This is a genomic window from Prevotella sp. oral taxon 376, assembly GCF_003043945.1.
Lineage (GTDB): Bacteria > Bacteroidota > Bacteroidia > Bacteroidales > Bacteroidaceae > Prevotella.
This window is the reverse complement of record NZ_PYXG01000001.1, coordinates 260,860-285,968: the sequence shown is the minus strand read 5'-3', so window position 1 is coordinate 285,968 and position 25,109 is coordinate 260,860. Positions and strand designations below refer to the sequence as shown.

Genomic DNA, 25,109 nt, shown 5'->3' with positions numbered 1-25,109 from the left:
CTTTCCCCTTATCCGCGAGCCTATTATGGGCCTTCTCCAGAACATGCGTCCAGGGAAGGCAAGCGTGTTTTCATGTCTTTGTTTAGCTCAGGAATCCCAGCAGGGCACCGGCCGCTACGGCCGATCCGATGACTCCTGCCACATTCGGTCCCATGGCATGCATGAGCAGGAAGTTGTGGCGGTCGTATCGCAAGCCAAGGTTGTTGGAGATGCGCGCTGCCATCGGTACGGCGCTCACGCCGGCGTTTCCGATCAGCGGGTTCATCTTCTTGCCCTTGGCAAGGAACAGGTTCATGAACTTCACGAAGAGCACGCCGCTGCAAGTGGCGATGATGAAGGCCAGGGCCCCCAGCAGGAATATCTTGATGGTGTCGAGGGTGAGAAACTCGGAGGCCTGCGTGGAGCAACCCACGGTGAGCCCCAATAGGATGACGACGATGTCGTTGAGGGCCGAGCCGGCTGTCTTGGCCAGTCGCGTGGTCTTCCCGCTTTCCTTCAGCAGGTTGCCCAGGAAGAGCATGCCGAGCAGCGGCAGTCCGGAAGGCACGATGAAAGTGGTGAGCAACAGGCCGGCAATAGGAAAGATGATCCTTTCGGTCTGGCTCACTGTCCTTGAGGGTTTCATCTTGATGACGCGCTCTTTCCTCGTGGTGAGCAGGCGCATCAGGGGCGGTTGGATTACCGGCACCAAGGCCATGTAGGAATAGGCGCACACGGCGATGGCTCCCATGAGGTTAGGGCTCAGCTTCGACGAGAGGAAAATGGCAGTGGGGCCGTCTGCTCCGCCAATGATGGCGATGCCCGCCGCCTGGTTCGGCTCAAAGCCCAAGAGCAAGGCTATCATGTAGGCTCCGAATATTCCGAATTGGGCCGCGGCTCCTATCAGAATCAGCTTCGGATTGCTGATCAGGGCCGAGAAGTCGGTCATGGCTCCGATGCCGAGGAACACAAGGGGCGGATACCACCCCTGCCTGACTCCTTGATAGAAGATATTCAGCACGGAGTTGTCCTCATACAGTCCGATTTCAAGTCCCGCGTCGGTCCGGAAGGGAATGTTGCCCAGGATGATGCCGAGGCCTATCGGGACGAGGAGCAGCGGCTCGAAGTCGTGTCTGATGGCCAGCCAGATGAAGAGACTGCCCACCAATATCATGATGAGGTTTCCCGCCGTGGCGTTGGCAAAGCCTGTGTAGGTGAGAAAGTCGTTGAAGTTGTTTACTATTAAATCCCAGAAACCCATAGGCAGGTCTTGTTTTTGATGATGAATAATTTTATCCGATGGTTACGAGCACATTGCCTTCCATCACGGCTTCACCTTCCGCGACGGGGATGGAAGTGATGACCCCGTCGGCCTCAGCCTCGATGTTGTTCTGCATCTTCATGGCCTCGAGCACCACGACGGTGTCGCCTTTCCTCACTGCCTGGCCCATTCTGATCTTGATGGCGGTTACCGTCCCGGGGAGCGGAGCCAGCACCGGTGTGCCCGATATGGGGGCGCTCTGGCGTGCCCCAGTGTCTCGCTTCATGTCCACCAGTCCGTCGTTGGCATGGTTATCCACGGGTTTCGGAGCCGCGATGACGACAGTCTTCTTCACGGACTTTACCGGAGTCTGCAACTCCACCTCGAAGTCTGCGCCGTTCACGCTCACCCGGGCAATGTTGCCCTCTATTTCCTTGATGTCTACCTCATAGTCTACACCCTGAACTCTATATTGATATTTCATAGTCGAAAATCGTTTTGGTTTACCTTGTTTACTGTCCTATGTTGCTCCATCTGGTGCACTTGGGCCTGATGGTGATGATGTTGCTCTCCATGTCGTGGGCCTTCTCGAGGTATTCGTGCAGCGCCATGGAGATTACGGCGATGTATACTTCCTTGTCGATACCGGCCGTCTGGGAGCCTTCTTTCAGAATGACGGTAGTCTTGTGGGCCGTCTGAACCACTTTTTTGCCCGCCTTGAGCAGCGACATGAAGTGCGGGTGGCTGCGTGTGGCCTCGCTGATGCGGTGCCTGTGCTCCATATAGGAGCCCGACAATCGGAATACGAAATAGAGCAGGGAGAGGCAGGCGAACACGATGCCCATGGAGAGCAGCGAGAGCGCAAGCCCGTGCGGATCGTCGCGTTTCCACTTGGCTACCTTGGTCTCGGTAACCTGGATGAAGTTCTCCGTGTTCGGCGTTACGGCGTCCGGTGCCTTGACCACCCACTTCCGCGCGCCGTCGTTATAGCGGGCGTAGGTCGTGTTAGGGGCGAGGGGCGGCACCGAGACTGAGTCGATGAGGTCTACGCCGTTGGCATCATAGAGGGCCAGCCAGAGCGGCGACTCCACGGGAGCCGACAGGTGGGTGCTGCCTTTGACGGGATGAGAGGCAAGGTAGAGCACGAGGTGCTGCCGTGCCTTCAGGTTGCTTTCCTCTGTTTCGTTGGGGATGATGCTCATGAGCTTGATGCGCTGCGGCGCGGTCAGGTGCTTGTCGAGCACTTTACGGTTGGTGGTGATAAACATTCCCCGCACATTGTAGGTGGAATAGGAGATGTTCACGAGCTCTATCCAAGGCAGGTGCTGATCATATTCGTCCACGATACTTTGCGTGTTGGAGGTCATCACCTCGTTGATCCTGATGTTGTAGGCTCCTTGTCCCGTCGAGGGCAGGGCTCCCAGGAGAAGCAGACAACAGCTGAAAATCGTTTTCCTCATATTGCTGGCAGGTATTTCTCTTGTGTTGCGCAGAGGCGGAATGTGCCTCTAACCTGCCTCAAAGATAAAAAAAAGAAATCAGAAAACCAAGTGAGATTTGCACGAAAATATTCCTTTTGTGCGTTTTTTCTTCTTTCCGCTCGTTCCGCCGGCAATCTGTCCGGCAATTTCGGACTACAGGGAGGCATTTTTCCCGATACCGGAGGACCGACGGAGGGCAGTCGACAGAAATGTTACAGGCAGCGTGTAATCGTGTTACACGCTGCCTGTAATCCTATTACACGCTGCTTGTAATCCTGTCGCAAGCGGCTTCCGGTGTTCCTCCCGGCAGGGGAAGGATGGGGCGGCGTCCGCCCTTTAGTCCTCCATCAGCTTGCGATAGCGGGTCTTCCTGATGTCCTCGTTGCCGAGGCGGCGCGCCTTGTTGATCTCGTATTCCGAATAGTCGCCCTCGAAATAGACCACTTCGCCTTCGCCCTCAAAGGCAAGGATGTGGGTGCAGATGCGGTCGAGGAACCATCGGTCGTGGCTGATGACGACGGCGCAGCCCGCGAAACTCTCCAGTCCTTCTTCCAGCGCGCGGAGCGTGTTGACATCAATGTCGTTGGTAGGCTCGTCGAGCAGCAGCACATTGCCTTCCTGCTTCAGGGCCAGAGCCAGCTGCAGGCGGTTGCGTTCGCCGCCGGAGAGCACGCCGCAGAGCTTGTTCTGGTCGGTTCCGCTGAAGTTGAAGCGTGCGAGGTAGGCCCGGGAGTTCACATCGCGGCCTCCCATGCGGAAAGTCTCATTACCCTGCGATACCACCTCATAGACGCTCTTCGCGGGGTCTATATCCTTGTGCTGCTGGTCTACATAGGCCAGTTTCACCGTCTCGCCCACCTCGAAGGTGCCGCCATCGGGCTGCTCCAGTCCCATGATGAGCCGGAAGAGGGTGGTCTTCCCGGCTCCATTGGGGCCTATCACACCCACGATTCCGTTGGGCGGCAGGTTGAAATTGAGGTCGCCGAAGAGCGTTTTTTCGCCAAAGGCCTTGTTCACATGCTGCGCCTCGATGACCTTGTTGCCCAGCCGGGGACCGTTGGGTATGAAGATTTCGAGTTTCTCGTCGCGCTCTTTCTGCTCCTCGTTGAGCATCTGCTCATAGGAGTTCAGGCGGGCCTTGCCCTTAGCCTGCCGTGCCTTGGGAGCCATGCGCACCCATTCCAGCTCTCGTTCGAGGGTCTTGCGGCGCTTCGACACCGTCTTCTCCTCCTGCTCCATGCGACTGGTCTTCTGCTCGAGCCACGAGGAGTAGTTACCCTTCCATGGGATGCCTTCGCCCCGGTCGAGTTCGAGAATCCATTCGCTCACATCGTCGAGGAAGTAGCGGTCGTGGGTAACGGCGATCACCGTGCCCTCATACTGCTGCAGATGCTGTTCCAGCCAGTCGATGCTTTCGGCGTCGAGGTGGTTGGTAGGCTCGTCGAGGAGCAGCACGTCGGGCTTCTGGAGGAGCAGTTTGCAGAGTGCCACGCGCCTCCGCTCACCTCCCGAGAGGTTCTTCACCGGGGCGTCTCCCTGTGGGCAGCGCAGGGCGGCCATGGCTCTCTCGAGCTTGGAATCCATGTTCCATGCGTCCGTAGCGTCGATGATGTCTTGCACTTCGGCCTGTCGCTTCATGAGCATATCCATCTTGTCGGGGTCGCCGTAGTACTCTTCCATGCCGAACTTTGCGTTGATTTCGTCGTATTCCTTCAGCGCGTCGTATACCTTTCGCACGCCTTCCTGCACATTCTCCTTCACCGTCTTGTCGTCGTCGAGCGGCGGATCCTGGGGCAAATACCCCACGGAGTATCCCGGGCTCCATACCACCTCGCCCAGCGTGGGCTGTTCCAGGCCGGCTATAATCTTCATCAGCGTAGACTTGCCCGCGCCGTTGAGGCCGATGATGCCTATTTTCGCTCCGTAGAAGAACGAGAGATAAATGTTCTTCAGAATCTGTTTCTGGTTTTGTGAAATTGTCTTCGACACGCCCACCATGGAGAAGATGATCTTCTTATCGTCTACTGTTGCCATATCTGTTAATAATGATTTCTTTTTCGGATGTTTGTGCAAATATAGCTAAAAAAGTTCAATAGGCCAACAAAAGAGTGCGATTTCTCCCGCTCAGGGCGACGGGGAGGACTTCGGTAGGCGATGGGGTGGGGTCAGAAGGAAAGGGACTTACTTCGGGTGCAGCTTCTATATGCGGGTAAAAAAGAATGCTTGCTTGCTACTTGTCGTCGTAATGGCCATAGGCCGTAAGCACCATTACCATGACTTCTGCATCATGAATCTTGTACACCAAGCGGTGTTTCTGGGTGATACGGCGGCTCCACCAGCCAGTCGAAGCACCTCGCAGCAGTTCGGGATGCCCCGTGCCGTTGGTAGGATGGTCGTAGAGTTCGGCTATCAGCCTTAGTGCTTTCTTATAGGCAGCCGGCTCGCTGCGTTGCAATAACTTTAAGTCTTCGAGTGCTTGCTGCTTGAATCTGACCTCAAATCTCATAGAGAGCTCACATAATTGTTAAGCTCGTTCACATCGGCAAACGACCTGCTTTCACCCTGCGAGGCCTTTTCGATGCGTGCAAAAAACTCCTCGCGACTCATCCGAGGCGTTTCGAGAGTCTCTTTTCCGGCGATGCGTTTCAGCGCCTTGACAGCCTTTCGCATAAGTCCTTCATCCTTGGCGATGATGGCAAGTTGGTGGAAAAGCTCTTCATTGAGTTGCATGGTGGTCATATTCATTCATCCTTTCATTGGTTTCCTTTTGCAAACGTACTGATTTTTTCTCGTAAATGCAAATGCTTGACTTATTTTAACAGTGCATACCGATGGAGCTTCGGGTGATGTCGGCACGCTTGCTTCTCCCGCTCAGGGCGGCGGGGAGGACTTCGGTAGGCGACGGGGTGGGGTCAGAAGAGGCGTGGCTCCTTATCGAGGAAGCTCTCTTGTCGCAGGGGGAGGATAAGGTCGGTGGGTTTGAGGGCTCCCGTCATCAGGGGCGACTCGGGGTCGTGCGCGGGCTTTCTACTTGTTTTCTTCAAACCTCTGCCGGTCTTCAATGATGTCTTTATAGTTCTCGAGCGACCAGTCTACGAGCGTGCCGACGAGCGGTATGAGCGTGAGGGCCCGCCCCGTGAGGGTGTATTCCACGCGTGGCGGCACCTCGGGATAGGCCTTGCGGCTCACCAGTCCGTCGGCTTCGAGCGCGCGCAGGGTGGCAGTGAGCATGCGTTGCGAGATGTCGGGGATGGCCTTGGCCAGCTGGCTGAATCGCATGCCGTGCTCCTTGCCGTTGAGGGTGAGGAGGACGAGGAGGGCCCATTTCTCGGCTATGCGTGCGAGGATGTTGCGCACGGGGCACTCCGGAAAGATGGGGTCGATGATGGAATTTGATGCGGTAGTTGTCATGTGGTCGTTGTCTTTATGGCTTGTGGATGTATGCGTTCACGCCTTCTGCAAAGGTAATGATAATTCTCGGAAACGGCAAGGGGAGTGTCTTGGAAAACCAGGGACGACCGCCGATTTTTTCGGAAGCCGTCCCTTATGAGTCTTTTAGCCGTCGGGAGATTGACGATTTCGGCGATTTCGTGCGACAATTTCGCCGATTTCGTCCCACGATTTCGCCGATTTTGTCGGGCTGTCAGCCGCTTTCAGGTCATCTGCCTACCACTTCACCTCTTCCTGTAGGATGTCGGCGTCGGCAGCATCCTCTGTCGTGAAGGCGTTGCCACGATACTGCACGCAGAGCATCACGAGTGGTTCCGTTCCGTTGTTGCGCACGGCGCGCTTGCCGGCGGGCGATACCCTGATTACTGTTCCTTGACTAACGGGGATGTTCCGGCCGTCTACCTGATACTCGCCCGTGCCGCTGAGGAAGAAGTAGAGCTCTTCGTGGCGCTTGTGGGTGTGGTAGAAGCCGCCCTCCTGGCCTGGCTCGAATACCTGGAACGAGAACTCCGAGCCGTTCGCGCCGACGGCCTGACCGCCGAATGCCTTGCCTTTCAGCTCCACGCCGGGCCCCAGCGGCAACGCGAAGTCGCCCAGTCCGCTAAACTTTCCGAAATCTACCGCCTTGAATTCCTTGCCCTCCGCGAGGGTCTTGATCTCTTTCATATTCCTAATGTTTTTGGTTGTTGATGTTTACGGACGCAAAGATAGGCAGAAAAAACGGCTTGTGCAAGAGGATACTTTTGCGTAAGCTACTTACACGAATGTAGGAATTGGGCGGAAAGGCGGACTGCTGCCTACGGGATTAACACAGATTAACCTGTGCTGTCTTCAGGGGTCCTGTGGGCGGGAGAGGGGGCTGATGAGTCTTCGTCGAGGAACCTGCGGGTGATGCCGCCGTAGCTGTCTATGCGGCGGTCGCGCAGGAAAGGCCACCATCGGCGCACCTGCTCGCCATGGTCGAGGTCGACCTCCACGACGGGGCTCTCCTCTTCGCTCTCCGAGGCGCGATGGTACCATTCGCCCTGTGGACCGGCTACGAAGCTGCTTCCCCAGAACCGGATGCCCGGCTCCTTGGGCGAATAGGGTTTGTCTTCGCCGCTCACGGTCTCGAATCCCACGCGGTTCACGGCCACTACGGGCAGTCCGTTGGCCACGGCATGGCCGCGCATCACGGTAGTCCATGCTTCCCGTTGTCGCTGTTGCTCTTCCGGGGTGTCGTGGCTGTCGTATCCGATGGCGGTGGGATAGATGAGCAGCTGTGCTCCCTGCATGGCCATCAGGCGTGCTGCCTCGGGGTACCACTGATCCCAGCAGACGAGCACGCCGAGGCGTCCTACGGATGTATCGATGGGGTGGAAGCCGAGATCTCCGGGCGTGAAGTAGAATTTTTCGTAATAGGCAGGATCGTCGGGGATGTGCATCTTGCGGTATTTTCCGGCAATGCTACCGTCTTTTTCTATCACTACGGCTGTGTTGTGATAGAGTCCTGGGGCTCGTTTCTCGAAGAGCGAGGTAACGATGACCACTCCGAGCGACTTCGCTAACTCACCGTAGAATTGGGTGGAGGGCCCGGGAATGGGTTCTGCCTGGTCGAAATAGTCTACCCTTTCCTCCTGGCAGAAGTAGAGCCCGTTGTGCAGTTCCTGCAGTATGATGAGTTCCGCCCCACGCCGGGCGAGGTCGGAGATGCCTTCCGCGATCCGGCGCATGTTGTCGGTCCGCGAGGCAGTGTTGTGCTGTTGTAACAGTCCTATGCGCAATATGTTCATGTCGTTTTCGGTTTTATCGGGGATATTGCATGGTGATGCAGTGGATGCTCCCATGTTGTCGGATGATAATGCGGGCATCGATGCCGATGATTTTACGGTCGGGAAAAGCCTCCCGGATGGTCTTGCAGGCAGCTTTGTCGTTATCGGGCTGGTCGTAGGTGGGCACGATGACGGCCCCGTTGATCACCAGAAAGTTGGCATAAGTGGCAGGTAGCTGTTCGCCGTCGAAGGTTATGGGATCCGGCATGGGCAGCGGCAGCAGGCGATAGGGCTTGCCTTCCAGGGTGCGCAGGGCCGTCAGCTGGTCTTCGAGCGCCTTGAAATCGGCATATTGGGGGTTGTCCTTGTCATGACACCTTATATATAATAAGGTGTCGTGGGGGGCCGTACGCACGATGGTGTCGATGTGCCCGTCGGTGTCGTCGCCGGTCAGGTTTCCGTGATCGAGCCACACGATGCGTTTGGCACGGAGGCTGTCCTTGAGTCGGCTCTCTATGTCTGCCTGTGTGAGCGGCTGGTTGCGGCGCGGTGCCATGAGGCATTGCGAGGTGGTGAAGACAGTGCCCTTGCCGTCGCTCTCTATCGACCCGCCCTCGAGCACGAAGTCGCCATGGTCTTCATAGTCTCCTTTCACCATGCCCGCCGCATGGAGTTTGCGGTTGATAGCGTTGTCTTTCTCCCATGCGAACTTCTCTCCCCATCCGTTGAACTTGAAGTCGAGCAGGATGCGCTCGTCGCTGTCTTTCAGCGTGAGGAAGGCATGGTCGCGCGCCCAGGTGTCGTCGGTGTCGCACTCGAAGTAGCTGATGTTTCTCTGCATCTCTGCATCCAGGCTTCTGCGGAGCAAGGTTTCCACCTTCCCAGGGTGTGGGGCGACGACGAGCAAGGGCTCGCGGGCGGCGATGGCAGCGGCCAGCTCGACATAGGTGTGCGTGATTTCGTCGAGATATGGCATCCAGTCGCTCCCGGCGTGAGGCCATGTCAATTGCACTCCGCTTTGCCGCGCCCACTCTGCGGGCAGGTAAGGACACTCTGTTTTCATCTGCGGGAATATTTTAGGCAAAGATAATGAATAAAACTTATAACTTTAAATATTTATTTGTATTTTTGCAAAAAGAAGTGGAAACAGCACGATGCTTGAACTGAAAGATGTATATTTGGAGCATGGGGGACAGGTGATTCTCGACCATGTGAGCCTCGCGCTGACCGCCGGCGAGAACCTCTGCGTGCTCGGAGCAGCGGGGAGCGGCAAGACCAGCGTGCTCCTTGCGCTGCAGGGACTGCTGCCAGTGGGAAGAGGATTCCTCACCCTCGACGGCGAGCGTTTCAGTCGCCTCTCGGCCCCTTACTTCCGTCGCTGGATGGCCTTTGTGCCCGACGCCCCGCAACTGCCCTACGAGACGGTGAGCGATCTGCTGGAGGATGTTTTCAGTCTGAGTGTAAATCGCGGCGTGGAAGTAAGCAGGGAGGCTATGGTGAAAGAGTTTTCCTTTCTTGGGTTAGCGCCGGAAGTCTACAGCATGCAGCTCCGAAACCTTGACGCCGAGAGCCTTCAGGGCGTGATGCTTGCCGCTGAGGGCATTCTGAAACGGCGCATCTTGCTCATTGACAACCTGCGGAACATCCGATGGATGGACTATATCACCACGCTCAACAAGCATCATGTATCGGCCGTGATAACGACCTGCGACGAACGGGTGGCCACGAACTTTGAAAAAATCATCAGACTATGACCATATTCGGAACCCTTTTGGGACTGGCACTTATTGTTCTCCCGCTTTACATACTCTATGCCTTCCAGGTGAAAACCCTGAGGAAAGTGCTTGCGGGCGCAGGCAAGATGGCGGCTTATTTAGTATTGACGGGGCTTTGTCTCTACTTTGTCATGGAGTGGAACAGCCTGTTCGTAAACCTCCTTTGGCTCCTTCTCATGGTTTTCGTAACTTCGGGAATGACAGTGCGCCGGTCGCGGTTGGCGGACTGGCACTATATAGTGCCGGTCTCCGTGGGCGTCATCGTGAGCGTGAGCATTATCGGTCTCTATTTCCTCTTCTTTGTGATGGGGCTGCAGAATCCCTTTGACGCCCGTTATTTCGTGCCCGTCCTGGGAATGATGACGGGAGGAATGATAGAGACGAACGCAAAGGCACTGTCGGCTTATTACACCGGTCTCGAGTATCACAATCAGCTCTACTATTACCTCGTGGGTAACGGAGCTACTCACGACGAGGCCGTGAAGCATTTCTTCCGCCGTGCCCTTGAGCGAGCGACGCTGCCTTGGATTCATCAGATGGGCTATATGGTGGTGGGCGTTTCGCCGGTCATCCTCTGGGTGATGGTCTTGACGGGAATCGGCGTCCTTGAGGCCCTGGCCTATCAGATGCTCATCGTGATCCTGATGTTTGCCACCTCGCTGAGTTCTCTGCTCATCACCCTTTATGCCGCACGCAGGTATTCGTTCGATGAATATGATAAATTGAAGCTCGGGAAATGAAGCTCGGGCATTCGCTCACCCTGCTCCTGACGCCGCATTTCCGCGCGAGTTGCACCGGCGGGAGGCCGCATAAGCCGCTGATTGGCGACATCGACTTCTTCCCGGTTCTCGTCGATAACACGGAGAAAAGAGTGGAGGCAGAGGCCCATATGAAGAGCTGGAGCCCCGATTATTCCGAACGCCGGCACTAAAGCTCGCCGTTGGCATGCTGCCAAGAAGAATTTGAAGGAAATTCGGGGAATAACTCTTAATTTTCCTTGAAATCTTTTCCTGTTCCGAATAAAATGCGTATCTTTGCATATTAATTCATGTTAGCGTGAAAATAAAAGAAGTGGTTAGCGCCCTTGAACGATTCGCGCCTCTGCCCTTGCAGGAAGACTTTGATAATGCCGGCCTGCAAATCGGATTGACAGATGCGGATGTCTCAGGGGCTTTATTGTGTCTTGATGTTACCGAGGCCGTTGTCGACGAGGCTGTCGGGAAGGGTTGTAATCTCATCGTTTCCCATCATCCACTCATCTTCCACAAGCTCCGCCGCATCACGGGTGAGGATTATGTGCAGCGTGCGGTGATGAAGGCGATAAAGAACAATGTGGTCATTGTCTCCATGCATACCAACATGGACAGTGCCCAGGGAGGCGTAAACCATAAGATAGCCGAGAAGATGAACCTTCAGGAACTGGCGTTCTTCGGCACCGAGAAGGTCGCCGACGGCGTGCAGGGAGGCGAGGGCGTCATCGGCATGCTGCCCCATCCGATGGCTGCCGACGACTTTATCCTGATGATCAAGCGTACCTTCGGCGTGGAGTGCGTGCAGGCCAACGAGCTGCTGCGCCGTCCCATCAGGAAAGTGGCCCTTTGCGGCGGTGCCGGCTCATTCCTCCTTCCGGAGGCCATAGGGCAAGGAGCGGATGCTTTCGTTACGGGCGAAATGCACTACCACGACTACTTCGGCCACGAGCAGGAGATACAGATAGCCATCATCGGGCACTTTCAGAGCGAGCAATATACAGGCGAAATATTCCAATCAATCATAGAGGAACGGTGCCCGGGAGTGAGATGTTGTCTCACTGAGATATGCACCAATCCGATAATTTATTTCTAAATTATGGCAAAAAAGAATCCTACAGACTTGACAGTAGAAGAGAAGCTGAAGGCTCTCTATCAGTTGCAGACCTATCTCAGCGCCATTGACGAGAAGCGCGCCTTGCGCGGCGAGCTCCCCTTGGAGGTGCAGGACCTTGAGGACGAGCTTGCTGGTTTGAACACTCGTCTTGAGAAAATCAACGGCGAAATAGAAGATTTCCGTGTGGCGGTAGTCCAGAAAAAGGGCGAGATAGCAACGGCCGAGGCCAGCATCGCCCGGTACAAAGCCCAGCTCGAGGAGGTAAAGAATAATCGTGAATACGACACGCTGAGCAAGGAAATCGAGTTTCAGAGCCTCGAAGTGGAGCTCTGCAACAAGAAAATCAAGGAGGCCGGCGTGAGGGTGGAGGAAAAGCAGAAGGAGCTGGAAGAGGCTCAGGCACTCATCGCCGACCGTGAGGCTGCCCTCAAGGAGAAGCGCACAGAGCTCGACGACATCATGCAGGAGACCCGCGACGAGGAAGAAAAGCTCAAGAACAGGGCACGCGACCTGGAAGAGAAAATCGAGGCAGGACTGCTCCGCAGCTTCAAGCGCATCCGCAAGGGTGCCCGCAATGGCCTCGGGCTTACCGTGGTGCAGCGTGGCTCATGCGGCGGATGCTTCAACAAGATTCCGCCCCAGCGTCAGCTTGATGTCAAGATGCATAAGAAAATCCTCGTCTGCGAGTATTGTGGCCGCATCCTCATCGATCCGGAACTGGCAGGCGTCAAGCCTGTGGAGACTGCCGAGGAGAAACCGAAGCGCAAGCGCGCCGTGCGCAAGACCGCCAAGAAAGCTGAGTCCGACGAGGATGCGGGCGAGGCATAAGGACGACCTTTTTAACCAATCGTTATAAATCCTCTTGCGAGGAAAAACAAGAAGCCGGAACCTTAGTTCCGGCTTCTTCGTGTCTTGTGGGCTCCTGTCATTCCCGCTCTTTTCCGTGGGCAGGGGCTGCGGCAACGGCCGGTCATGCCGCTATCGGCCGTTGTCTGCAATCTTACAAGCTGCTTGTAACAGCATTACAAGCTGCTTGTAACACGATTACACACCGTTTGTAACACGATTACACACGGCTTGTAATCCCACGGGCGAGAGTGGCTGAGGATTCCGGCAGCAGCTTCTTGCGCTGCCTGCGGTTCCCGTTAGCCGGTCGTCTCGCAATCTGGGAATCGGCCTCTTCCGACTGCTGTCTGCGCAGAGGGCATCCTCTCGCCAAAGACAAGATTTCCGGCATACAATGGAAAAACCGCATGAATATTTTGTAAATATAAATAAAAATCTGTATATTTGCGACAATAGAAAACCCCTCCGAGGAAGGGTCATAGGTTTTACAACCTTCGGCATATAGCCTTATTGCGATAAGATGTAGAAAATCTTATGGTGCAAATATAGGCATAATATTTGAAACGACAAACTTTTTTCTTGTAAATCTTTAAATAATATTCAATATGAAGAAGCGGATTCTTGGATTGGATACGGGTACGAACAGCCTTGGATGGGCTGTCGTGGACCGTGATGAGGAGAGTGGCGAGTATGCGCTCGTTGATCATGGAGTAATTATCTTTCAGGAAGGCGTGAAGATAGAGAAGGGCATCGAGTCGTCGAGGGCTGCCGAGCGCACCGCCCATCGGGCCTTGCGCCGGCAATATTTCCGCCGCCGTCTGCGCAAGATAGAGGTGCTGCGGGTGCTCGTGGCCCACAATCTCTGTCCCCACCTCTCCGACGAGGAGCTGCACGAGTGGCATGTGCACAAGAGGTATCCGAGAAACGACGACTTCATGCTCTGGCAGCGCACGAGCGACAATGAGGACAAGAATCCCTATTATTATCGCCACCTCTGCCTCCACAGGCAGCTCGACTTGCATGATATCGGAGATCGGTATATCCTTGGTCGGGCACTCTATCATCTGGCACAGCGACGCGGATTCTTGAGTAATCGCCTTGAGCAGACCGATGAGAAGGAGACCGGCAAGGTGAAAGATGCCATCACGGGGCTTTCCGACGAGATGAGGGCGGCTGGGTGCGAATATCTGGGCGACTACTTCTTCAGGCTCTATAGTGAGCAGGGTAACCGTGTCAGGCTGCGCAGCCGGTATACCGACCGTGAGGAGCATTACAAGAGAGAGTTCCATGCCATCTGCCGGAAACAAGGTCTTGACGAGCAGTTGACGAAGGAACTGGAGCGTGCCCTCTATTTCCAGCGGCCGCTGAAGTCGCAGCGGCAAGGCGTGGGGAAATGCACCTTCGAGCCTCGCTGTCCCCGCTGTGCCGACTCCCATCCTGACTTTGAGGAGTTCAGGAGGCTCTGCTTCCTCAATTCGGTGAGGGTGCAGGGGCCTTACGACTTCTCTCCACGCCCTCTGGATGCCGACGAGATTCGGTATATCGGCCATTTCTTCTATCGCAAGAGCAAGTCGAACTTCGATTTCGAAGACATAGCCAAGGCCATTGCGGGCAAGAATAATTATCAGCATATGCGGGATAAGGGGAACAAGCCCTATAAGTTTAACTTCCGTATGACGCAGGGTGTCGCGGACTGTCCGACCACGGCGCAACTGAAAAAGGTATTCGGCGACGACTGGCGCCAGGGCATTGCCGAGACCTATACGCTCAATACGAGGAAGGACGGGACACTGAAGACCGCCCGGGAAATGGCCGATGATATATGGAATGTGCTCTATTCGTTTGCCGACAAGGAGCATCTCGTGGCTTTCGCGAAAGACAAGCTGCAGCTCGACGACGAAAAGGCCGAGAAGTTCTCGAAGATCCGGCTCACGCACAATTTCGCCTCCTTGAGCCTGAAGGCCATCCGCAAGATACTGCCTTTCCTGCGTGAGGGAATGATTTACTCCCATGCCGTGGCGATGGCGAACATTCCCTCCATCGTCGGTGAGTATGCGTGGGAGGAGAAGAAGGACTTCATCCTTGAGAATGTGAAGACCTATCTTGAGGATAAAGACCTTGCCACAAAGGACTTTTGCATCAAGGGATTCCTGCAGGACAACTTCAGTCTGGATCCCGGAGCGGCGGAGAGGCTCTACCATCCCTCGATGATCGAGACCTATCAGGACGCCCGAAGAAATGAGGCGGGCGTCTATCAGCTGGGCTCGCCGCGCACCTCTTCCGTGCGGAACCCCATGGCCATGCGCTCGCTCCATGAGCTAAGGAAGGTGGTGAACGCATTGCTCAAGGCCGGGACAATCGATGAAAACACCGAAGTGCATATCGAGTATGCCCGTGAACTGAACGACTCCAACAAGCGCCAGTCCATCATGCGCTATAACAAAGAACTGGAGAACCGGCACAAGCAGTATGAGGAAGAAATAAAGAAGCTTTATAAAGAAGAGACGGGCAAGGATATCGTGCCCACCGAGGCGGAGGTGCAGAAGTTCCAGTTCTGGGAGGAGCAGGAGCATATATGCCTCTATACGGGAAAGCGGATAGGCATAGCCGACTTCATAGGGGCGAACCCCAAGTTTGACATTGAGCACACCGTGCCGCGAAGCGTGGGTGGAGAAAGTACGATGGAGAACCTCACCCTTTGCGAGAGTCGCTTCAACCGTGAGGAGAAGAAGGCGCAGCTGCCGTCTGCATTGGCCAATCACGATGAAATCCTCGTTCGCCTGGAACCTTGGAAGGAGAAGTATGAGGAGCTCTCTGCGCAAATCGATCGGCTGCATACCAACGGTGGCATGGACAAGGCGCAGAAAGACCGCATTCTCCAGAAAAAGCATTTGCTGCGTCTGAAGCGTGATTACTGGCGGGGAAAATATGAGCGTTTCACCATGACGGAAGAGCCGGAAGGCTTTTCCCGCAGGCAGGGTGCGGGCATCGGACTCGTGTCGAAGTATGCCGGACTCTATCTGAAATCGCTCTTTCATAAGAAAGGCGACCGCAACAAGAGCAATGTCTATGTGGTGAAAGGTTCGTCTACCGCCGAGTTCCGGCAGATGTGGGGACTTCAGAGCCAGTATGAGAAGAAGAGCCGCGACAACCATATCCATCATTGCATCGATGCCATCACCATTGCTTGTATTGGTAAGGCGGAGTATGATAAGTGCGCACGCTATTACAGGGAAGAGGAGGCCTATGATGCGGGTAGGGCAAAGCGGCCGCAGTTTCCGAAGCCGTGGCCTACCTTCACGGAAGATGTGCTTGGCATAGAGCAAAGCTTGCTCGTGGCTCACGATACTCCGGATAACATGAAGAAACATGCGCGGAAGACGGTGCGCACACCTCGCGGCAAGTTTCTTGCCACGGGCGACAGTGCTCGCGGCAGTCTGCATCTCGATACCTATTATGGGGCCATAGAGCGAGAGGGCAAGGTTCGCTATGTGGTGCGCAAGCCGTTGAGCAGCTTTACCAGTGAGAAAGACCTTGATCAGATTGTCGACGAGACCGTTAAGCAAGTCGTGAAGGATGCCGTTGCGGGCAAAAAGTTTGCCGAAGCCATCAAAGAACCCATCTATATGAATAAGGAGAAGGGCATCCGCATTAACAAGGTGAGGGTGTTTGTGCCTTCGGTAACCAATCCGTTGCATATCCGCAAGCAGAGAGATGTTTCCCGGAAGGACTACAAGCAGCAGTTCCTTGTAGCGAACGACTTAAACTATATGTTGGCAATCTATGAGGGCGAGGTGAAGGGAAAACCGAAGCGCGAATTTGAGATCGTGAATAATCTGGAAGCTGCCGATTATTATAAACAGAGTATGGACAGGGGAGACTGGCCAGACATCGTTCCTGAAAGAAGTACGAAAAACGGTTTCCCGCTTTATTGCAAGTTAAAGACTGGTACCCATGTCCTGCTTTATGAGAAGACGGCTGCCGAAATAGACTTTGCGAACTATAAGGATTTGGACAAGCGGCTCTATAAGGTTTCCGGCATGTCGTCGATGACTATATCTGGTAGCAAATATGCCGTGATAAACTTGCGATACCATCAAGAAGCAAGAGCCTCAAAAGATGTTAAGGCAAAAAATGGTGCATATAAGAACGGGGAAGAGCATCGAGCGGCAATCATAATGCTTCATACTCAATTGAAAGCCCTTGTCGAGGGCAAGGACTTCCGTATATCAGAGCTTGGGAAAATCACACCTATTAATATATAGCCTATGTTGAAGCGAAGCGTTGTATTCCAGAATCCCGCCATGCTGTCCCTGAAGGACAGGCAGTTGGTTGTCAGGCTGAAGGACTTTCCCGATGAGAAGCGGACGATTCCCATAGAGGATTTGGGCTTTGTGATGATAGATAATGCCTTGGTATCCATCACGATACCGTTGCTGAACGCCCTGTCGGATAATAATATAGCGGTAGTGTTCTGCAATGAAAAGGGTATGCCTGCCTCCATGTTGCAGAATTTAGACACCAACAATACCCAAGGAGAGGTTCTTCAAAACCAAATGAACGCCACGGAACCTCTCAAGAAAAACCTGTGGAAGCAAGTTGTAGAGGCCAAGATACGGAATCAAAGCAACCTGCTAATCAAGTATGGTAAGAACGGAGAGCAGTTGAAACCCTATTACAAGAATGTGGCTTCCGGCGATTCGAATAATAATGAGGGTATCGCGGCGCGGATTTATTTCCAGGAATTGTTCGGGAAGAGCTTTGTCCGCAATCGCGATCTGCCGGGAGTCAACGCCTTGCTCAATTATGGGTATACGGTGTTGCGGGCTGCTACGGCAAGGGCTGTCATGAGCTCGGGACTCTTTCCCGCATTGGGACTCTTTCACCATAACCGGAGCAATGCTTTCCCTCTGGCCGATGATATGATGGAGCCCTATCGGCCTTTTGTTGACGAGATCGTCTTCCAACTTCTTGAGAATGGTAAAGAAAACCTGGATAAGGAGACCAAGGGACGGCTTATCCGTGTGCTGTATAGCGATACTTGTTTTCCTAAGACGACGAGACCCCTTGACATCGGCCTGTCGATGACAATGGCATCACTGGCCAAATGCTTAGCAAAAGAACAAAAGAGTTTAAGCCTACCTGTGTTGAAATGAGTGAGAACCGGTTGAATAGTTATCATATTATGTGGTTGTTTGTCATGTTCGATTTACCGACAGTAACTAAAAAGGACAAGCATATATCGGCTAAGTTCCGTACGGAATTGGAAAAAGATGGCTTTGTCATGCATCAATTTAGTGTTTATATACGCTATTGCGGTTCTTTGGAGAGTGCACATGTGCATATAAAAAGAGTGAAATCGCTTACGCCTTCGCGCGGTATGGTGAGCATTCTGACAATAACGGATAAGCAATATTCGAATATTATAAATATATGGGGTGAAATAAAGGTTAAAAAAGAGCCGCAGCCTATGCAGCTCGAATTTTTTTAATAAATTTGTAGAAAGAAACATCAGAATAGCCGCTTCATATTGAAAGAATACTGCCTAATTGATTGATATGCAGAAGAATAGAAGATATATGTTGCGGTTTGATGTAGAAAGAAGATATATAGCAACAATTTCATCAAAAACCTTAAAAACCGAAAGTTGCGGTTTGATGTAGAAAGAAGATATATAGCAACTGCGCTTGCGCGCATAATCCAGTCGTGCATGTTGCGGTTTGATGTAGAAAGAAGATATATAGCAACTTATTTAATCCGTATGTAGCAAAGCACCAGTTGCGGTTTGATGTAGAAAGAAGATATATAGCAACCTACCACCTAACACCACTAAGGCGGTTATAGTTGCGGTTTGATGTAGAAAGAAGATATATAGCAACTTGTATTCACTCGTAATTAAGATTGCGGGGTTGCGGTTTGATGTAGAAAGAAGATATATAGCAACTGCCTCTCTCAAGCGAATGCCTGCCGTTGGTTGCGGTTTGATGTAGAAAGAAGATATATAGCAACAAAACATCCATTTTGGAACGAGGAAGAGGGGTTGCGGTTTGATGTAGAAAGAAGATATATAGCAACATACTCTTCATACGGATTAGCAGCAGAATTGTTGCGGTTTGATGTAGAAAGAAGATATATAGCAACAGCACGACCGGAAATATGAGCCATCTTATCGTTGCGGTTTGATGTAGAAAGAAGATATATAGCAACTCAGAGGCGGTCACACGACCCTTTCGGGCGGTTGCGGTTTGATGTAGAAAGAAGATATATAGCAACAACCGAAGAATTAGTAACAACAGTTTGCGAGTTGCGGTTTGATGTAGAAAGAAGATATATAGCAACCAAGATGGCAAAGGCAGTAGAATTTCAAATGTTGCGGTTTGATGTAGAAAGAGGATATATAGCAACCTCATCGTTATAAATATCTCCATGAAGTAAGTTGCGGTTTGATGTAGAAAGAGGATATATAGCAACTAGACTTGTTGCAGAAGCATTCATTCCTAAGTTGCGGTTTGATGTAGAAAGAGGATATATAGCAACATGATTGAAATAAATAGTTATTATATCAAGTTGCGGTTTGATGTAGAAAGAAGATATATAGCAGCATCGGCAGTAGTGTAAATTGAATTGTAATAGTCGAGACTTATTCTGATATTTGCTTTACTATTGATTAGTAAAACGGAATTGGTTAAGACTTGATCTTTGCTGTTGGCAACCATACATTCCTAATAGATTGTGGATAAAAAGACCTTTGCGATTTTTATCGTCAGTCGCTTCCGGTCGTGTCATTTCTTCTTTCCTGTGAGACGGAAGGAGTCTGTGATGAGCCGCTTAAGGAGTGCCATCTCCGCCCGTGTGGCATCGGTGCCTATCCAGTATTTGAGGTTACCGTAGTAAGGAAGCTCCAGGCAGTCGTACTCCTCCAGTGATGCGGACATATCTTCCTTGCGGTATTTCACGGTAACATGGCGCAGTTCGTTGATGTCGGAATAGCAGAAGATGTGTCCGCCAGTGTAGAAAGCAAGCGCATTCCGCGCAGTCTTGAACTGCTGGAAGGGGAATTTCTCCACGACATTCCCGGACAGAGACAGGAAGAAACTTCTCAAATCTTCTATGTTCATGATCGTAGGGGGAAAGTCTGCGGGTGTCTATTTGTGATTCCTGAAAGAGGAGTATGCGAAGGAAACCATGACGCAGGCAAGGGCGAGGAAGATGTCGGCTGGTCGACGATGTTTCCAGTAATAGTCTATCGTGGTGGTGAACGAAATCTCTGGGATGGCCTCGGCCTTGCTTAGTTGCTCCAAGGTCTCATAGAGAGTGGTCTTGTCGGTCGTGGTATCGTAGACGAAGAAGTTTATTCCTTTTGCTCCGCTTTCAGTATATTTGGGGATGGAGCCGATTACATAGTTGCCGATTATCTGCAGGGAGTCTATCTCGTCCACCATCGTCTCGTCAATTTCCGTGTCGACGATGCATCCGTATTTCACATCGAATGCTTCCAACTGATGGTGGTTGGGAAGAGGAACTTCATAATAGGTGCCGATGATGTCTTTAGGAAAGACAAACCTATCGAGGCACAGGGAACCGGCCAGGTACAGCAGTAGAAATATAAGGATGAATCTCATGAACTTCTTCATATGTCAATGATGCTTTTTCGTTGTTGGTTTCGTCTCCGCTTTGGAGGGGACCGATTACCTGCCCCAGTACATGCGCAGTTTGAGTTTCCACAGGTCGGACAGGGCCCTCTGTGTCTCGGTGGTTGTGATGTTGAGGTAGAGGGGCAACATGGTGATGATCTTGATGATTCTCATGACAATCCTATTTTATCAGGTCGGTATACAGGCAGAAGTACTTCCATAGCGGTGCGACCATCATAGCCTGAAGGAGTTCGCCGGCTTTCAGCATGCGGAGCACTTCCTCTTTCTCTAAGAAGTGGACTTTGATGTCCTCGGTGTGGTCGAGGTGTTGGTCTGAAATCCGTCTCACCCCGCGGGCAAGATAGGAATAGCAGAGATTGTCCATGGCTCCCGAGTTGGGAGCGGTCTTCATCAGAAGCTCCCATTCCCCTCCGCCGAAGCCTGTCTCCTCTTGCAGCTCCCGTTTGGCCGCCGCAAGTGGTTCCTCCCCTTTTTCAGCGACCCCAGCGCAGATTTCGGTCGACATGATGCCGAGTCCATGCCGGTATTGGCGTTCGAGGATGAGCCTGCCGTCATCGGTTTCGGCAATGACATTAACCCAGGTGGGATAGTGGAGCACATAGTATTCGGAGTGGACACGGCCGTCGGGCAGCTCCACCTTGTCGCGGCGCACGGTAAGCCAGGGTCGCCGGAAAAGTTCCTCTTTCGAGAGAACCCTCCATTTCATGTCTTCGTCGTCGAATTTCATATCTGGACAAAGATAGGGAAAAAAGCGGAGAGAACCGCAGAGTAGAGGCTGAAAAATCGTGAAGGTAAGAGAAAGGAGTCTAATTCACCCTTTTTCGTGGTCGTTTCTCCACAAAGACGAAGATGGCATTTACAAGCATGGATGCCAGAATCGAAGCCCCCAATGTGGCCGCAAAGATGAGTATAGGATAGTTAAAACCGTAGAAGAAGTCGTGGAACAGATAGTAGCAAAACCATGTGTGTATCATCCAGATGTTCATGGAGTGAGCTCCTAAGAACGCCAGTCCCGTTCTTGTCCATGTTTGATATTTAATGGCGGAGAGCAACAGCAATAGTGTCAGTGAGAATATTCCTCCCCACGAGGAGTGGGGGATTAGGATGCGAACGAGGATGAGGACGCAAAGGATGGAAAGCAGGCTTTTGTTGCCGATGCCACTTCGCCGGAGCCAGCCATTGAACCGCTCTATGACAGCGTACTTTTTGGCGAGGGCTCCACAGCAGAAGCAGAACAGGAATTCGACGAGCGCCACCGGTAGAAACAATAGTGGATTTGGCGAGATCGTGGCGTGATAGAAATGCAGCAGGGCCATCATGAGGAACGAGCCAATGAATGTTGCGCCGACCACAAGCCATGGCCGGCATCTACCGATGACTCTGAATATTATCGGATAGGAAAGAGATAGGATGGAATAGGGAAGCAAGAACCAGCATTCGCCGTTCCATGTAGTTCTCAATCCGGTTATGTTGTATATAATAGTCTGTAAATCAGATAGATATGTTATACCCCCCCCTATGGATCCCACGGCAATGAAAGTGGCTGTAATCAGCCAATAGTGTCCATACAGCTTGATGATGCGCGAGACATGGTGCTCGTCTTTTTCCTTGAGGTAAACACAGTATAAGCCATATCCTCCGAGTGCGATGAAGATGCCTACAGGGTTGCAGGCTCCCGCAAGCAACCATGCGAGAGGTCTCGTGCCAATGGTGAGATCGGCGTAATATTGCGCTGCGGAGATGTTGTTGAACAGGTGGAGCCACACCATCATCATGATGGCTATGCCTTTCATTATCTGCGTGTATTCTTTCGACATGTAAGATGGTTCTTGGTTTGAGGAGTCCGTGTTGGAGCGATCCTTGATGTATATTCTCGGCAAAGGTAGCCTTTTTTCCTCATATCAGGCAATGTTTTGGTGAGGAATTGCCCTTGCGATGTGTCCGGAAGTCGTTTTTAACAGTTGTACAGGCAATTTTCGGGCCTTCTGGAATCCCTCTGTTTGCGCATGGAGGGCGATTTGCAAGCATGCCTTCGCCGCCCTCCGCCGTGTTGCGATACGACAAGTTTTTCCTCGAGCTTCCTCCAGAGGAGAGGGAGGAGAAATCTCTCTTCTCAACCCCCTTTATAGGCGAGGGAGATGGCTGGCCGTTAAAAGAAAAGTAAAAGGCCGTTAAAAGGAAGGCTTCTAACGGTTAAAAGAAAGGCAAAAAGCCGTTAGAAGCAACGCTTTTAACGGCTTTTTACTGCCCCCTCTGCAGAAGGGGTAAAAGAGACTGTCCCTTTCTCCCCTTTTGGGAGGGATTGGGAAGAGGTTGGGGAGAGGGATGTAAGGGCTTTCGCCTTACTTTCCCATCTGCTTCTTGAGCAGTTCCGGAATCTCGCTGGTTTCCTTGGCCACAGGCACGCCCACGGCTTCGAAGGCAGCCACCTTGTCCTCAGCGGAGCCCGATGTGCTTGAGATGATGGCTCCGGCATGGCCCATCTGCTTGCCCGGAGGTGCCTGACGGCCGGAGATGAACACGGCGACGGGCTTCGTTACATGCTCTTTGATGAAGCGGGCCGCACGCTCCTCGGCATCGCCGCCTATCTCACCGATGAGGGCGATACTGTCGGTCTCGGGGTCGTCCTGGAACATCTGGAGCAGGTCTTCGAAGTAAAGGCCCACCACGGGATCGCCTCCCACGCCGATGGCGGTAGACTGTCCGAGCCCCGCTTGCGTGAGGTTGTAGACCACCTCATAGGTCAGTGTCCCGCTGCGGCTGATGACTCCGGTGCCTCCGCGCTTGAAGATGTTCGTGGGCATGATACCCACGAGGCATTCCTCAGGGGTGATGAGCCCGGGACAGTTTGGCCCGATGAGGTTGGCTCCCTTGTCGTGGATGTACCGGTGAGCATAGACGGCGTCCTCTACGGGCACGCCTTCGGTGATGCAGACGATGAGTTTGATGCCTCCATCGGCAGCCTCGAGCATGGCATCCTTGGCAAAGGCTGCCGGCACGAAGATGATGGAGGTGTCGGCTCCCGTGGCTGCCACGGCGTCCTTGACGGTGTTGAAGACGGGGATTCCGTCTACTTCCTGTCCGGCTTTTCCCGGCGAGGTGCCGCCCACGATGTGGGTGCCGTAGGCCTTCATCTTCGATGCATGGAAGCCGCCGTCGCGCCCCGTGATACCCTGTACGATAACTCTTGTATTCTTATGGACTAAAATACTCATTTCTTCTGGATTTTAAACGGTTCTTGATATATTCTTCCTTAAAGCTTTGCGGCTATCTCCACAGCCTTGTGGCCGGCGTCGGCCATGGTGGTGCCAACGGTGAACTTGGTGCCCTGCAGCAATGCGCGGCCCTCGGATTCGTTGGTGCCCGTGAGGCGGATGACGATGGGCATGCTGGTGTCGAGTTCTTTGAAGGCTTCTATCAGTCCTTTTGCCACATCGTCGCAACGGGTAATGCCCCCGAAGATGTTGATGAGCACCACTTTCACATGCCGGTCGCTCAGGAGCAGCTTCATGGCTTCTACGATCTTTTGGGGATTAGAGCTTCCGCCGATATCGAGGAAGTTGGCAGGATCGCCGCCGTAGAGCTTGATCATGTCCATAGTAGCCATGGCCAGTCCTGCGCCATTGACCATGCACCCGATGTTGCCGCCAAGGTTCACATAGCTGAATCCTTTCTCCTTGGCATAGAGCTCCTTTTTCTCTTCTTCGGTGGGCTCGTTGAGCTCGGCCACATCCGGATGGCGGAAGAGGGCATTGTTGTCGAAGGTCATCTTGGCGTCGATGGCTTTCAAGTCGCCGCTCTTGTCCACGATGAGCGGGTTGATCTCCGCCAGCGAGGCATCCTTCTCCACAAAGAGGCGGTATAGATTTTGGAACAGCGGGATGGCCTGTTTCACCTGCGCCATGTCGTCGAACAGGGCGAAGGCGGCTTCTCGGGCCTTATAGACAGGCAGTCCCACGAGGGGGTCGATGGCAATCTTGATGATCTTCTCGGGGGTCTCTTTGGCCACCTTCTCTATTTCCATGCCGCCCTCGCGGCTGAGCATGAGGATGGGAGATTTCGTGCGACGGTCTACGAGGATGCTCACATAGTATTCCGACGCGATGTCCACGGCTTCGCCGATGAGGATGCGGTCGACGGTGAAGCCTTTGATATTCATCCCGAGGATGTTGCCGGCGTGCCGGCGAACCTCGTCCTCCGAGGCTGCGAGCTTCACGCCTCCGGCCTTTCCGCGGCCACCCGTGTGAACCTGTGCTTTGACGACTACCTTTTCGAGACCGAGCTTGCGGTAAGCCTCCACGGCCTCGTCGACGGAATGGCAGAGAATGCTCCTGTCAACCGGTAACCCATACTGGGCAAAGAAACCTTTTGCCTGATATTCATGAACTTTCATAGTAACTTAATTAATTAGTAGAATTCCATGCAAATATAACACATTTCTTTGAAACAAGAAAGAATTCCGGAGAAAAGTAAGTTTAAATAATATAAATAGGTATATGGGGCTTGGTCAGCTGAAAATGACGGTGCCCAATGCGGAGGCTATCCTTATCAGGGCATACAGCATGATGAAGATGGCGAGTACGAAGGCTATGACCATGGCGAGGCTTTGCAGGGCCTTTCGGTTGATTTTGTGGATGATAGCCTGATCGTCGTTGAGGAATCCGTCGATAAGTGCCATGTTTCTGGAGTTGGCGCGATGGAAGAAGTCGAGCACATCGCCCACATAAAAGGGAATGAGCCCGAGCAAGACATCGCGGAGCGTGTTGTTCAGGATGGCGAGGGTGAGGGGCACGGAGCGGAGCCGGAACAAGGCGAAATAGACATGGATGAGCGAAAACAACGCAGTCGCCGCGTCGCCGATGCCACCGGGCACTAATCCTGTGATGGCATCGAGGTAGTAGCGGTCGAGGTAGGTGGAAATCTTCTGCATGCACAGATACAGGCGACTCTCGGTCAAGCGTTTCTTCCGTTCTGCGTTTGTCATGGCCTGTTAGGATACCTCAGAAGTGATAAGGCCGGGGACAAGCGCCCCTGCCTTATCGTTA

The 25,109-nt window shown here is 53.1% G+C and carries 26 protein-coding genes and 1 CRISPR repeat array; of the genes, 8 read left to right on the top strand and 18 right to left on the bottom strand.

Annotated features, from left to right (window positions below; genetic code table 11):
* Window positions 1-82 precede the first annotated feature (82 nt).
* From C7120_RS01235 to C7120_RS01185, 11 genes are all read right to left on the bottom strand, one after another.
* Window positions 83-1,240 carry a sodium ion-translocating decarboxylase subunit beta gene (locus C7120_RS01235; protein ID WP_107620032.1) on the bottom strand — a complete coding sequence of 386 codons (1,158 nt, stop codon included), beginning with the start codon at window positions 1,238-1,240 and terminating at the stop codon, window positions 83-85.
* A gap of 31 nt (window positions 1,241-1,271) precedes the next feature.
* Complete coding sequence (locus tag C7120_RS01230) at window positions 1,272-1,724, bottom strand: biotin/lipoyl-containing protein (protein ID WP_107620031.1); 453 nt, start codon at window positions 1,722-1,724, stop codon at window positions 1,272-1,274.
* A gap of 28 nt (window positions 1,725-1,752) precedes the next feature.
* The gene (locus C7120_RS01225; RefSeq protein ID WP_107620030.1) at window positions 1,753-2,700 is read right to left on the bottom strand and encodes an OadG family protein; all 948 of its coding nucleotides are present in this window, start codon (window positions 2,698-2,700) and stop codon (window positions 1,753-1,755) included.
* A 357-nt stretch (window positions 2,701-3,057) separates the two neighbouring features.
* Window positions 3,058-4,755 (bottom strand): energy-dependent translational throttle protein EttA, encoded by a 1,698-nt coding sequence (gene ettA / locus C7120_RS01220; protein ID WP_107620029.1) that lies wholly within the window; start codon window positions 4,753-4,755, stop codon window positions 3,058-3,060.
* A 196-nt stretch (window positions 4,756-4,951) separates the two neighbouring features.
* Window positions 4,952-5,227 carry a Txe/YoeB family addiction module toxin gene (locus tag C7120_RS01215; protein WP_107620028.1) on the bottom strand — a complete coding sequence of 92 codons (276 nt, stop codon included), beginning with the start codon at window positions 5,225-5,227 and terminating at the stop codon, window positions 4,952-4,954.
* A complete protein-coding gene (locus tag C7120_RS01210; protein ID WP_233246992.1) occupies window positions 5,224-5,466 on the bottom strand; it encodes a hypothetical protein in 243 nt (80 codons plus the stop codon). The genes C7120_RS01215 and C7120_RS01210 overlap by 4 nt, the downstream gene beginning before the upstream one ends.
* Window positions 5,467-5,633: 167 nt before the next feature.
* Window positions 5,634-5,765, bottom strand: a complete 132-nt coding sequence (locus C7120_RS14270) for a hypothetical protein (RefSeq protein ID WP_255413131.1) — start codon at window positions 5,763-5,765, stop codon at window positions 5,634-5,636.
* The gene (locus C7120_RS01200; RefSeq protein ID WP_107620027.1) at window positions 5,749-6,132 is read right to left on the bottom strand and encodes a helix-turn-helix domain-containing protein; all 384 of its coding nucleotides are present in this window, start codon (window positions 6,130-6,132) and stop codon (window positions 5,749-5,751) included. The genes C7120_RS14270 and C7120_RS01200 overlap by 17 nt, the downstream gene beginning before the upstream one ends.
* Before the next feature lie 255 nt (window positions 6,133-6,387).
* A complete protein-coding gene (locus C7120_RS01195) occupies window positions 6,388-6,837 on the bottom strand; it encodes a cupin domain-containing protein (RefSeq protein ID WP_107620026.1) in 450 nt (149 codons plus the stop codon).
* A gap of 149 nt (window positions 6,838-6,986) precedes the next feature.
* The gene (locus C7120_RS01190) at window positions 6,987-7,943 is read right to left on the bottom strand and encodes a carbon-nitrogen hydrolase (protein WP_107620025.1); all 957 of its coding nucleotides are present in this window, start codon (window positions 7,941-7,943) and stop codon (window positions 6,987-6,989) included.
* Window positions 7,944-7,956: 13 nt separating this feature from the next.
* A complete protein-coding gene (locus C7120_RS01185; protein WP_107620024.1) occupies window positions 7,957-8,985 on the bottom strand; it encodes an agmatine deiminase family protein in 1,029 nt (342 codons plus the stop codon).
* Between the two features lie 91 nt (window positions 8,986-9,076).
* Between C7120_RS01185 and C7120_RS01180 the strand changes: the two genes are divergently transcribed.
* From C7120_RS01180 to cas2, 8 genes are all read left to right on the top strand, one after another.
* Window positions 9,077-9,676, top strand: coding sequence for an ATP-binding cassette domain-containing protein (locus C7120_RS01180; protein WP_107620023.1), 600 nt, complete (start codon window positions 9,077-9,079; stop codon window positions 9,674-9,676).
* The gene (locus C7120_RS01175; RefSeq protein WP_107620022.1) at window positions 9,673-10,437 is read left to right on the top strand and encodes an ABC transporter permease; all 765 of its coding nucleotides are present in this window, start codon (window positions 9,673-9,675) and stop codon (window positions 10,435-10,437) included. Before C7120_RS01180 ends, C7120_RS01175 begins: the two co-directional genes overlap by 4 nt.
* The gene (locus tag C7120_RS01170) at window positions 10,434-10,628 is read left to right on the top strand and encodes a hypothetical protein (protein ID WP_107620021.1); all 195 of its coding nucleotides are present in this window, start codon (window positions 10,434-10,436) and stop codon (window positions 10,626-10,628) included. The genes C7120_RS01175 and C7120_RS01170 overlap by 4 nt, the downstream gene beginning before the upstream one ends.
* A gap of 125 nt (window positions 10,629-10,753) precedes the next feature.
* Complete coding sequence (locus tag C7120_RS01165) at window positions 10,754-11,542, top strand: Nif3-like dinuclear metal center hexameric protein (RefSeq protein WP_107620020.1); 789 nt, start codon at window positions 10,754-10,756, stop codon at window positions 11,540-11,542.
* A 3-nt stretch (window positions 11,543-11,545) separates the two neighbouring features.
* Window positions 11,546-12,391 carry a zinc ribbon domain-containing protein gene (locus C7120_RS01160; protein WP_107620019.1) on the top strand — a complete coding sequence of 282 codons (846 nt, stop codon included), beginning with the start codon at window positions 11,546-11,548 and terminating at the stop codon, window positions 12,389-12,391.
* Window positions 12,392-13,014: 623 nt separating this feature from the next.
* The gene (cas9, locus tag C7120_RS01155) at window positions 13,015-16,674 is read left to right on the top strand and encodes a type II CRISPR RNA-guided endonuclease Cas9 (RefSeq protein ID WP_107620018.1); all 3,660 of its coding nucleotides are present in this window, start codon (window positions 13,015-13,017) and stop codon (window positions 16,672-16,674) included.
* Window positions 16,675-16,677: 3 nt separating this feature from the next.
* Window positions 16,678-17,565, top strand: coding sequence for a type II CRISPR-associated endonuclease Cas1 (gene cas1 / locus C7120_RS01150; protein WP_107620017.1), 888 nt, complete (start codon window positions 16,678-16,680; stop codon window positions 17,563-17,565).
* Window positions 17,562-17,900 (top strand): CRISPR-associated endonuclease Cas2, encoded by a 339-nt coding sequence (gene cas2, locus C7120_RS01145; RefSeq protein WP_107620016.1) that lies wholly within the window; start codon window positions 17,562-17,564, stop codon window positions 17,898-17,900. Before cas1 ends, cas2 begins: the two co-directional genes overlap by 4 nt.
* A gap of 90 nt (window positions 17,901-17,990) precedes the next feature.
* A CRISPR array of direct repeats spans window positions 17,991-19,011; the repeat unit is 36 nt; unit sequence GTTGCGGTTTGATGTAGAAAGAAGATATATAGCAAC.
* A 180-nt stretch (window positions 19,012-19,191) separates the two neighbouring features.
* Here cas2 and C7120_RS01140 read toward each other — a convergent pair.
* The 7 genes from C7120_RS01140 to C7120_RS01110 all read right to left on the bottom strand — a co-directional run bounded on the left by C7120_RS01140 (window position 19,192) and on the right by C7120_RS01110 (window position 25,048).
* Window positions 19,192-19,527, bottom strand: coding sequence for an MmcQ/YjbR family DNA-binding protein (locus C7120_RS01140; RefSeq protein WP_107620015.1), 336 nt, complete (start codon window positions 19,525-19,527; stop codon window positions 19,192-19,194).
* A gap of 27 nt (window positions 19,528-19,554) precedes the next feature.
* Entirely contained in the window at window positions 19,555-20,043 is a 489-nt protein-coding gene (locus C7120_RS01135; RefSeq protein ID WP_107620014.1) for a hypothetical protein, read from the bottom strand.
* Between the two features lie 181 nt (window positions 20,044-20,224).
* Window positions 20,225-20,791, bottom strand: coding sequence for an NUDIX hydrolase (locus C7120_RS01130; protein WP_107620013.1), 567 nt, complete (start codon window positions 20,789-20,791; stop codon window positions 20,225-20,227).
* A gap of 79 nt (window positions 20,792-20,870) precedes the next feature.
* On the bottom strand, window positions 20,871-21,944 hold the full coding sequence (locus tag C7120_RS01125) for an acyltransferase (protein ID WP_107620012.1): 1,074 nt from the start codon (window positions 21,942-21,944) through the stop codon (window positions 20,871-20,873).
* A 462-nt stretch (window positions 21,945-22,406) separates the two neighbouring features.
* Entirely contained in the window at window positions 22,407-23,279 is an 873-nt protein-coding gene (gene sucD, locus C7120_RS01120; RefSeq protein ID WP_107620011.1) for a succinate--CoA ligase subunit alpha, read from the bottom strand.
* A 38-nt stretch (window positions 23,280-23,317) separates the two neighbouring features.
* Window positions 23,318-24,457 carry an ADP-forming succinate--CoA ligase subunit beta gene (sucC, locus tag C7120_RS01115; protein ID WP_107620010.1) on the bottom strand — a complete coding sequence of 380 codons (1,140 nt, stop codon included), beginning with the start codon at window positions 24,455-24,457 and terminating at the stop codon, window positions 23,318-23,320.
* 114 nt (window positions 24,458-24,571) lie between these two features.
* Entirely contained in the window at window positions 24,572-25,048 is a 477-nt protein-coding gene (locus C7120_RS01110) for a DUF4112 domain-containing protein (protein ID WP_107620009.1), read from the bottom strand.
* Between the last annotated feature and the right edge of the window lie 61 nt (window positions 25,049-25,109).

What these genes read in the sequence shown, in the direction of transcription:
- C7120_RS01235 (WP_107620032.1), bottom strand. Translation starts at nt 1,240, where the DNA reads ATGGGTTTCTGGGATTTAATAGTAAACAACTTCAACGACTTTCTCACC.
- C7120_RS01230 (WP_107620031.1), bottom strand. Translation starts at nt 1,724, where the DNA reads ATGAAATATCAATATAGAGTTCAGGGTGTAGACTATGAGGTAGACATC.
- C7120_RS01225 (WP_107620030.1), bottom strand. Translation starts at nt 2,700, where the DNA reads ATGAGGAAAACGATTTTCAGCTGTTGTCTGCTTCTCCTGGGAGCCCTG.
- ettA (WP_107620029.1), bottom strand. Translation starts at nt 4,755, where the DNA reads ATGGCAACAGTAGACGATAAGAAGATCATCTTCTCCATGGTGGGCGTG.
- C7120_RS01215 (WP_107620028.1), bottom strand. Translation starts at nt 5,227, where the DNA reads ATGAGATTTGAGGTCAGATTCAAGCAGCAAGCACTCGAAGACTTAAAG.
- C7120_RS01210 (WP_233246992.1), bottom strand. Translation starts at nt 5,466, where the DNA reads ATGAATATGACCACCATGCAACTCAATGAAGAGCTTTTCCACCAACTT.
- C7120_RS01200 (WP_107620027.1), bottom strand. Translation starts at nt 6,132, where the DNA reads ATGACAACTACCGCATCAAATTCCATCATCGACCCCATCTTTCCGGAG.
- C7120_RS01195 (WP_107620026.1), bottom strand. Translation starts at nt 6,837, where the DNA reads ATGAAAGAGATCAAGACCCTCGCGGAGGGCAAGGAATTCAAGGCGGTA.
- C7120_RS01190 (WP_107620025.1), bottom strand. Translation starts at nt 7,943, where the DNA reads ATGAACATATTGCGCATAGGACTGTTACAACAGCACAACACTGCCTCG.
- C7120_RS01185 (WP_107620024.1), bottom strand. Translation starts at nt 8,985, where the DNA reads ATGAAAACAGAGTGTCCTTACCTGCCCGCAGAGTGGGCGCGGCAAAGC.
- C7120_RS01180 (WP_107620023.1), top strand. Translation starts at nt 9,077, where the DNA reads ATGCTTGAACTGAAAGATGTATATTTGGAGCATGGGGGACAGGTGATT.
- C7120_RS01175 (WP_107620022.1), top strand. Translation starts at nt 9,673, where the DNA reads ATGACCATATTCGGAACCCTTTTGGGACTGGCACTTATTGTTCTCCCG.
- C7120_RS01170 (WP_107620021.1), top strand. Translation starts at nt 10,434, where the DNA reads ATGAAGCTCGGGCATTCGCTCACCCTGCTCCTGACGCCGCATTTCCGC.
- C7120_RS01160 (WP_107620019.1), top strand. Translation starts at nt 11,546, where the DNA reads ATGGCAAAAAAGAATCCTACAGACTTGACAGTAGAAGAGAAGCTGAAG.
- cas9 (WP_107620018.1), top strand. Translation starts at nt 13,015, where the DNA reads ATGAAGAAGCGGATTCTTGGATTGGATACGGGTACGAACAGCCTTGGA.
- cas1 (WP_107620017.1), top strand. Translation starts at nt 16,678, where the DNA reads ATGTTGAAGCGAAGCGTTGTATTCCAGAATCCCGCCATGCTGTCCCTG.
- cas2 (WP_107620016.1), top strand. Translation starts at nt 17,562, where the DNA reads ATGAGTGAGAACCGGTTGAATAGTTATCATATTATGTGGTTGTTTGTC.
- C7120_RS01140 (WP_107620015.1), bottom strand. Translation starts at nt 19,527, where the DNA reads ATGAACATAGAAGATTTGAGAAGTTTCTTCCTGTCTCTGTCCGGGAAT.
- C7120_RS01135 (WP_107620014.1), bottom strand. Translation starts at nt 20,043, where the DNA reads ATGAAGAAGTTCATGAGATTCATCCTTATATTTCTACTGCTGTACCTG.
- C7120_RS01130 (WP_107620013.1), bottom strand. Translation starts at nt 20,791, where the DNA reads ATGAAATTCGACGACGAAGACATGAAATGGAGGGTTCTCTCGAAAGAG.
- sucD (WP_107620011.1), bottom strand. Translation starts at nt 23,279, where the DNA reads ATGAGTATTTTAGTCCATAAGAATACAAGAGTTATCGTACAGGGTATC.
- sucC (WP_107620010.1), bottom strand. Translation starts at nt 24,457, where the DNA reads ATGAAAGTTCATGAATATCAGGCAAAAGGTTTCTTTGCCCAGTATGGG.
- C7120_RS01110 (WP_107620009.1), bottom strand. Translation starts at nt 25,048, where the DNA reads ATGACAAACGCAGAACGGAAGAAACGCTTGACCGAGAGTCGCCTGTAT.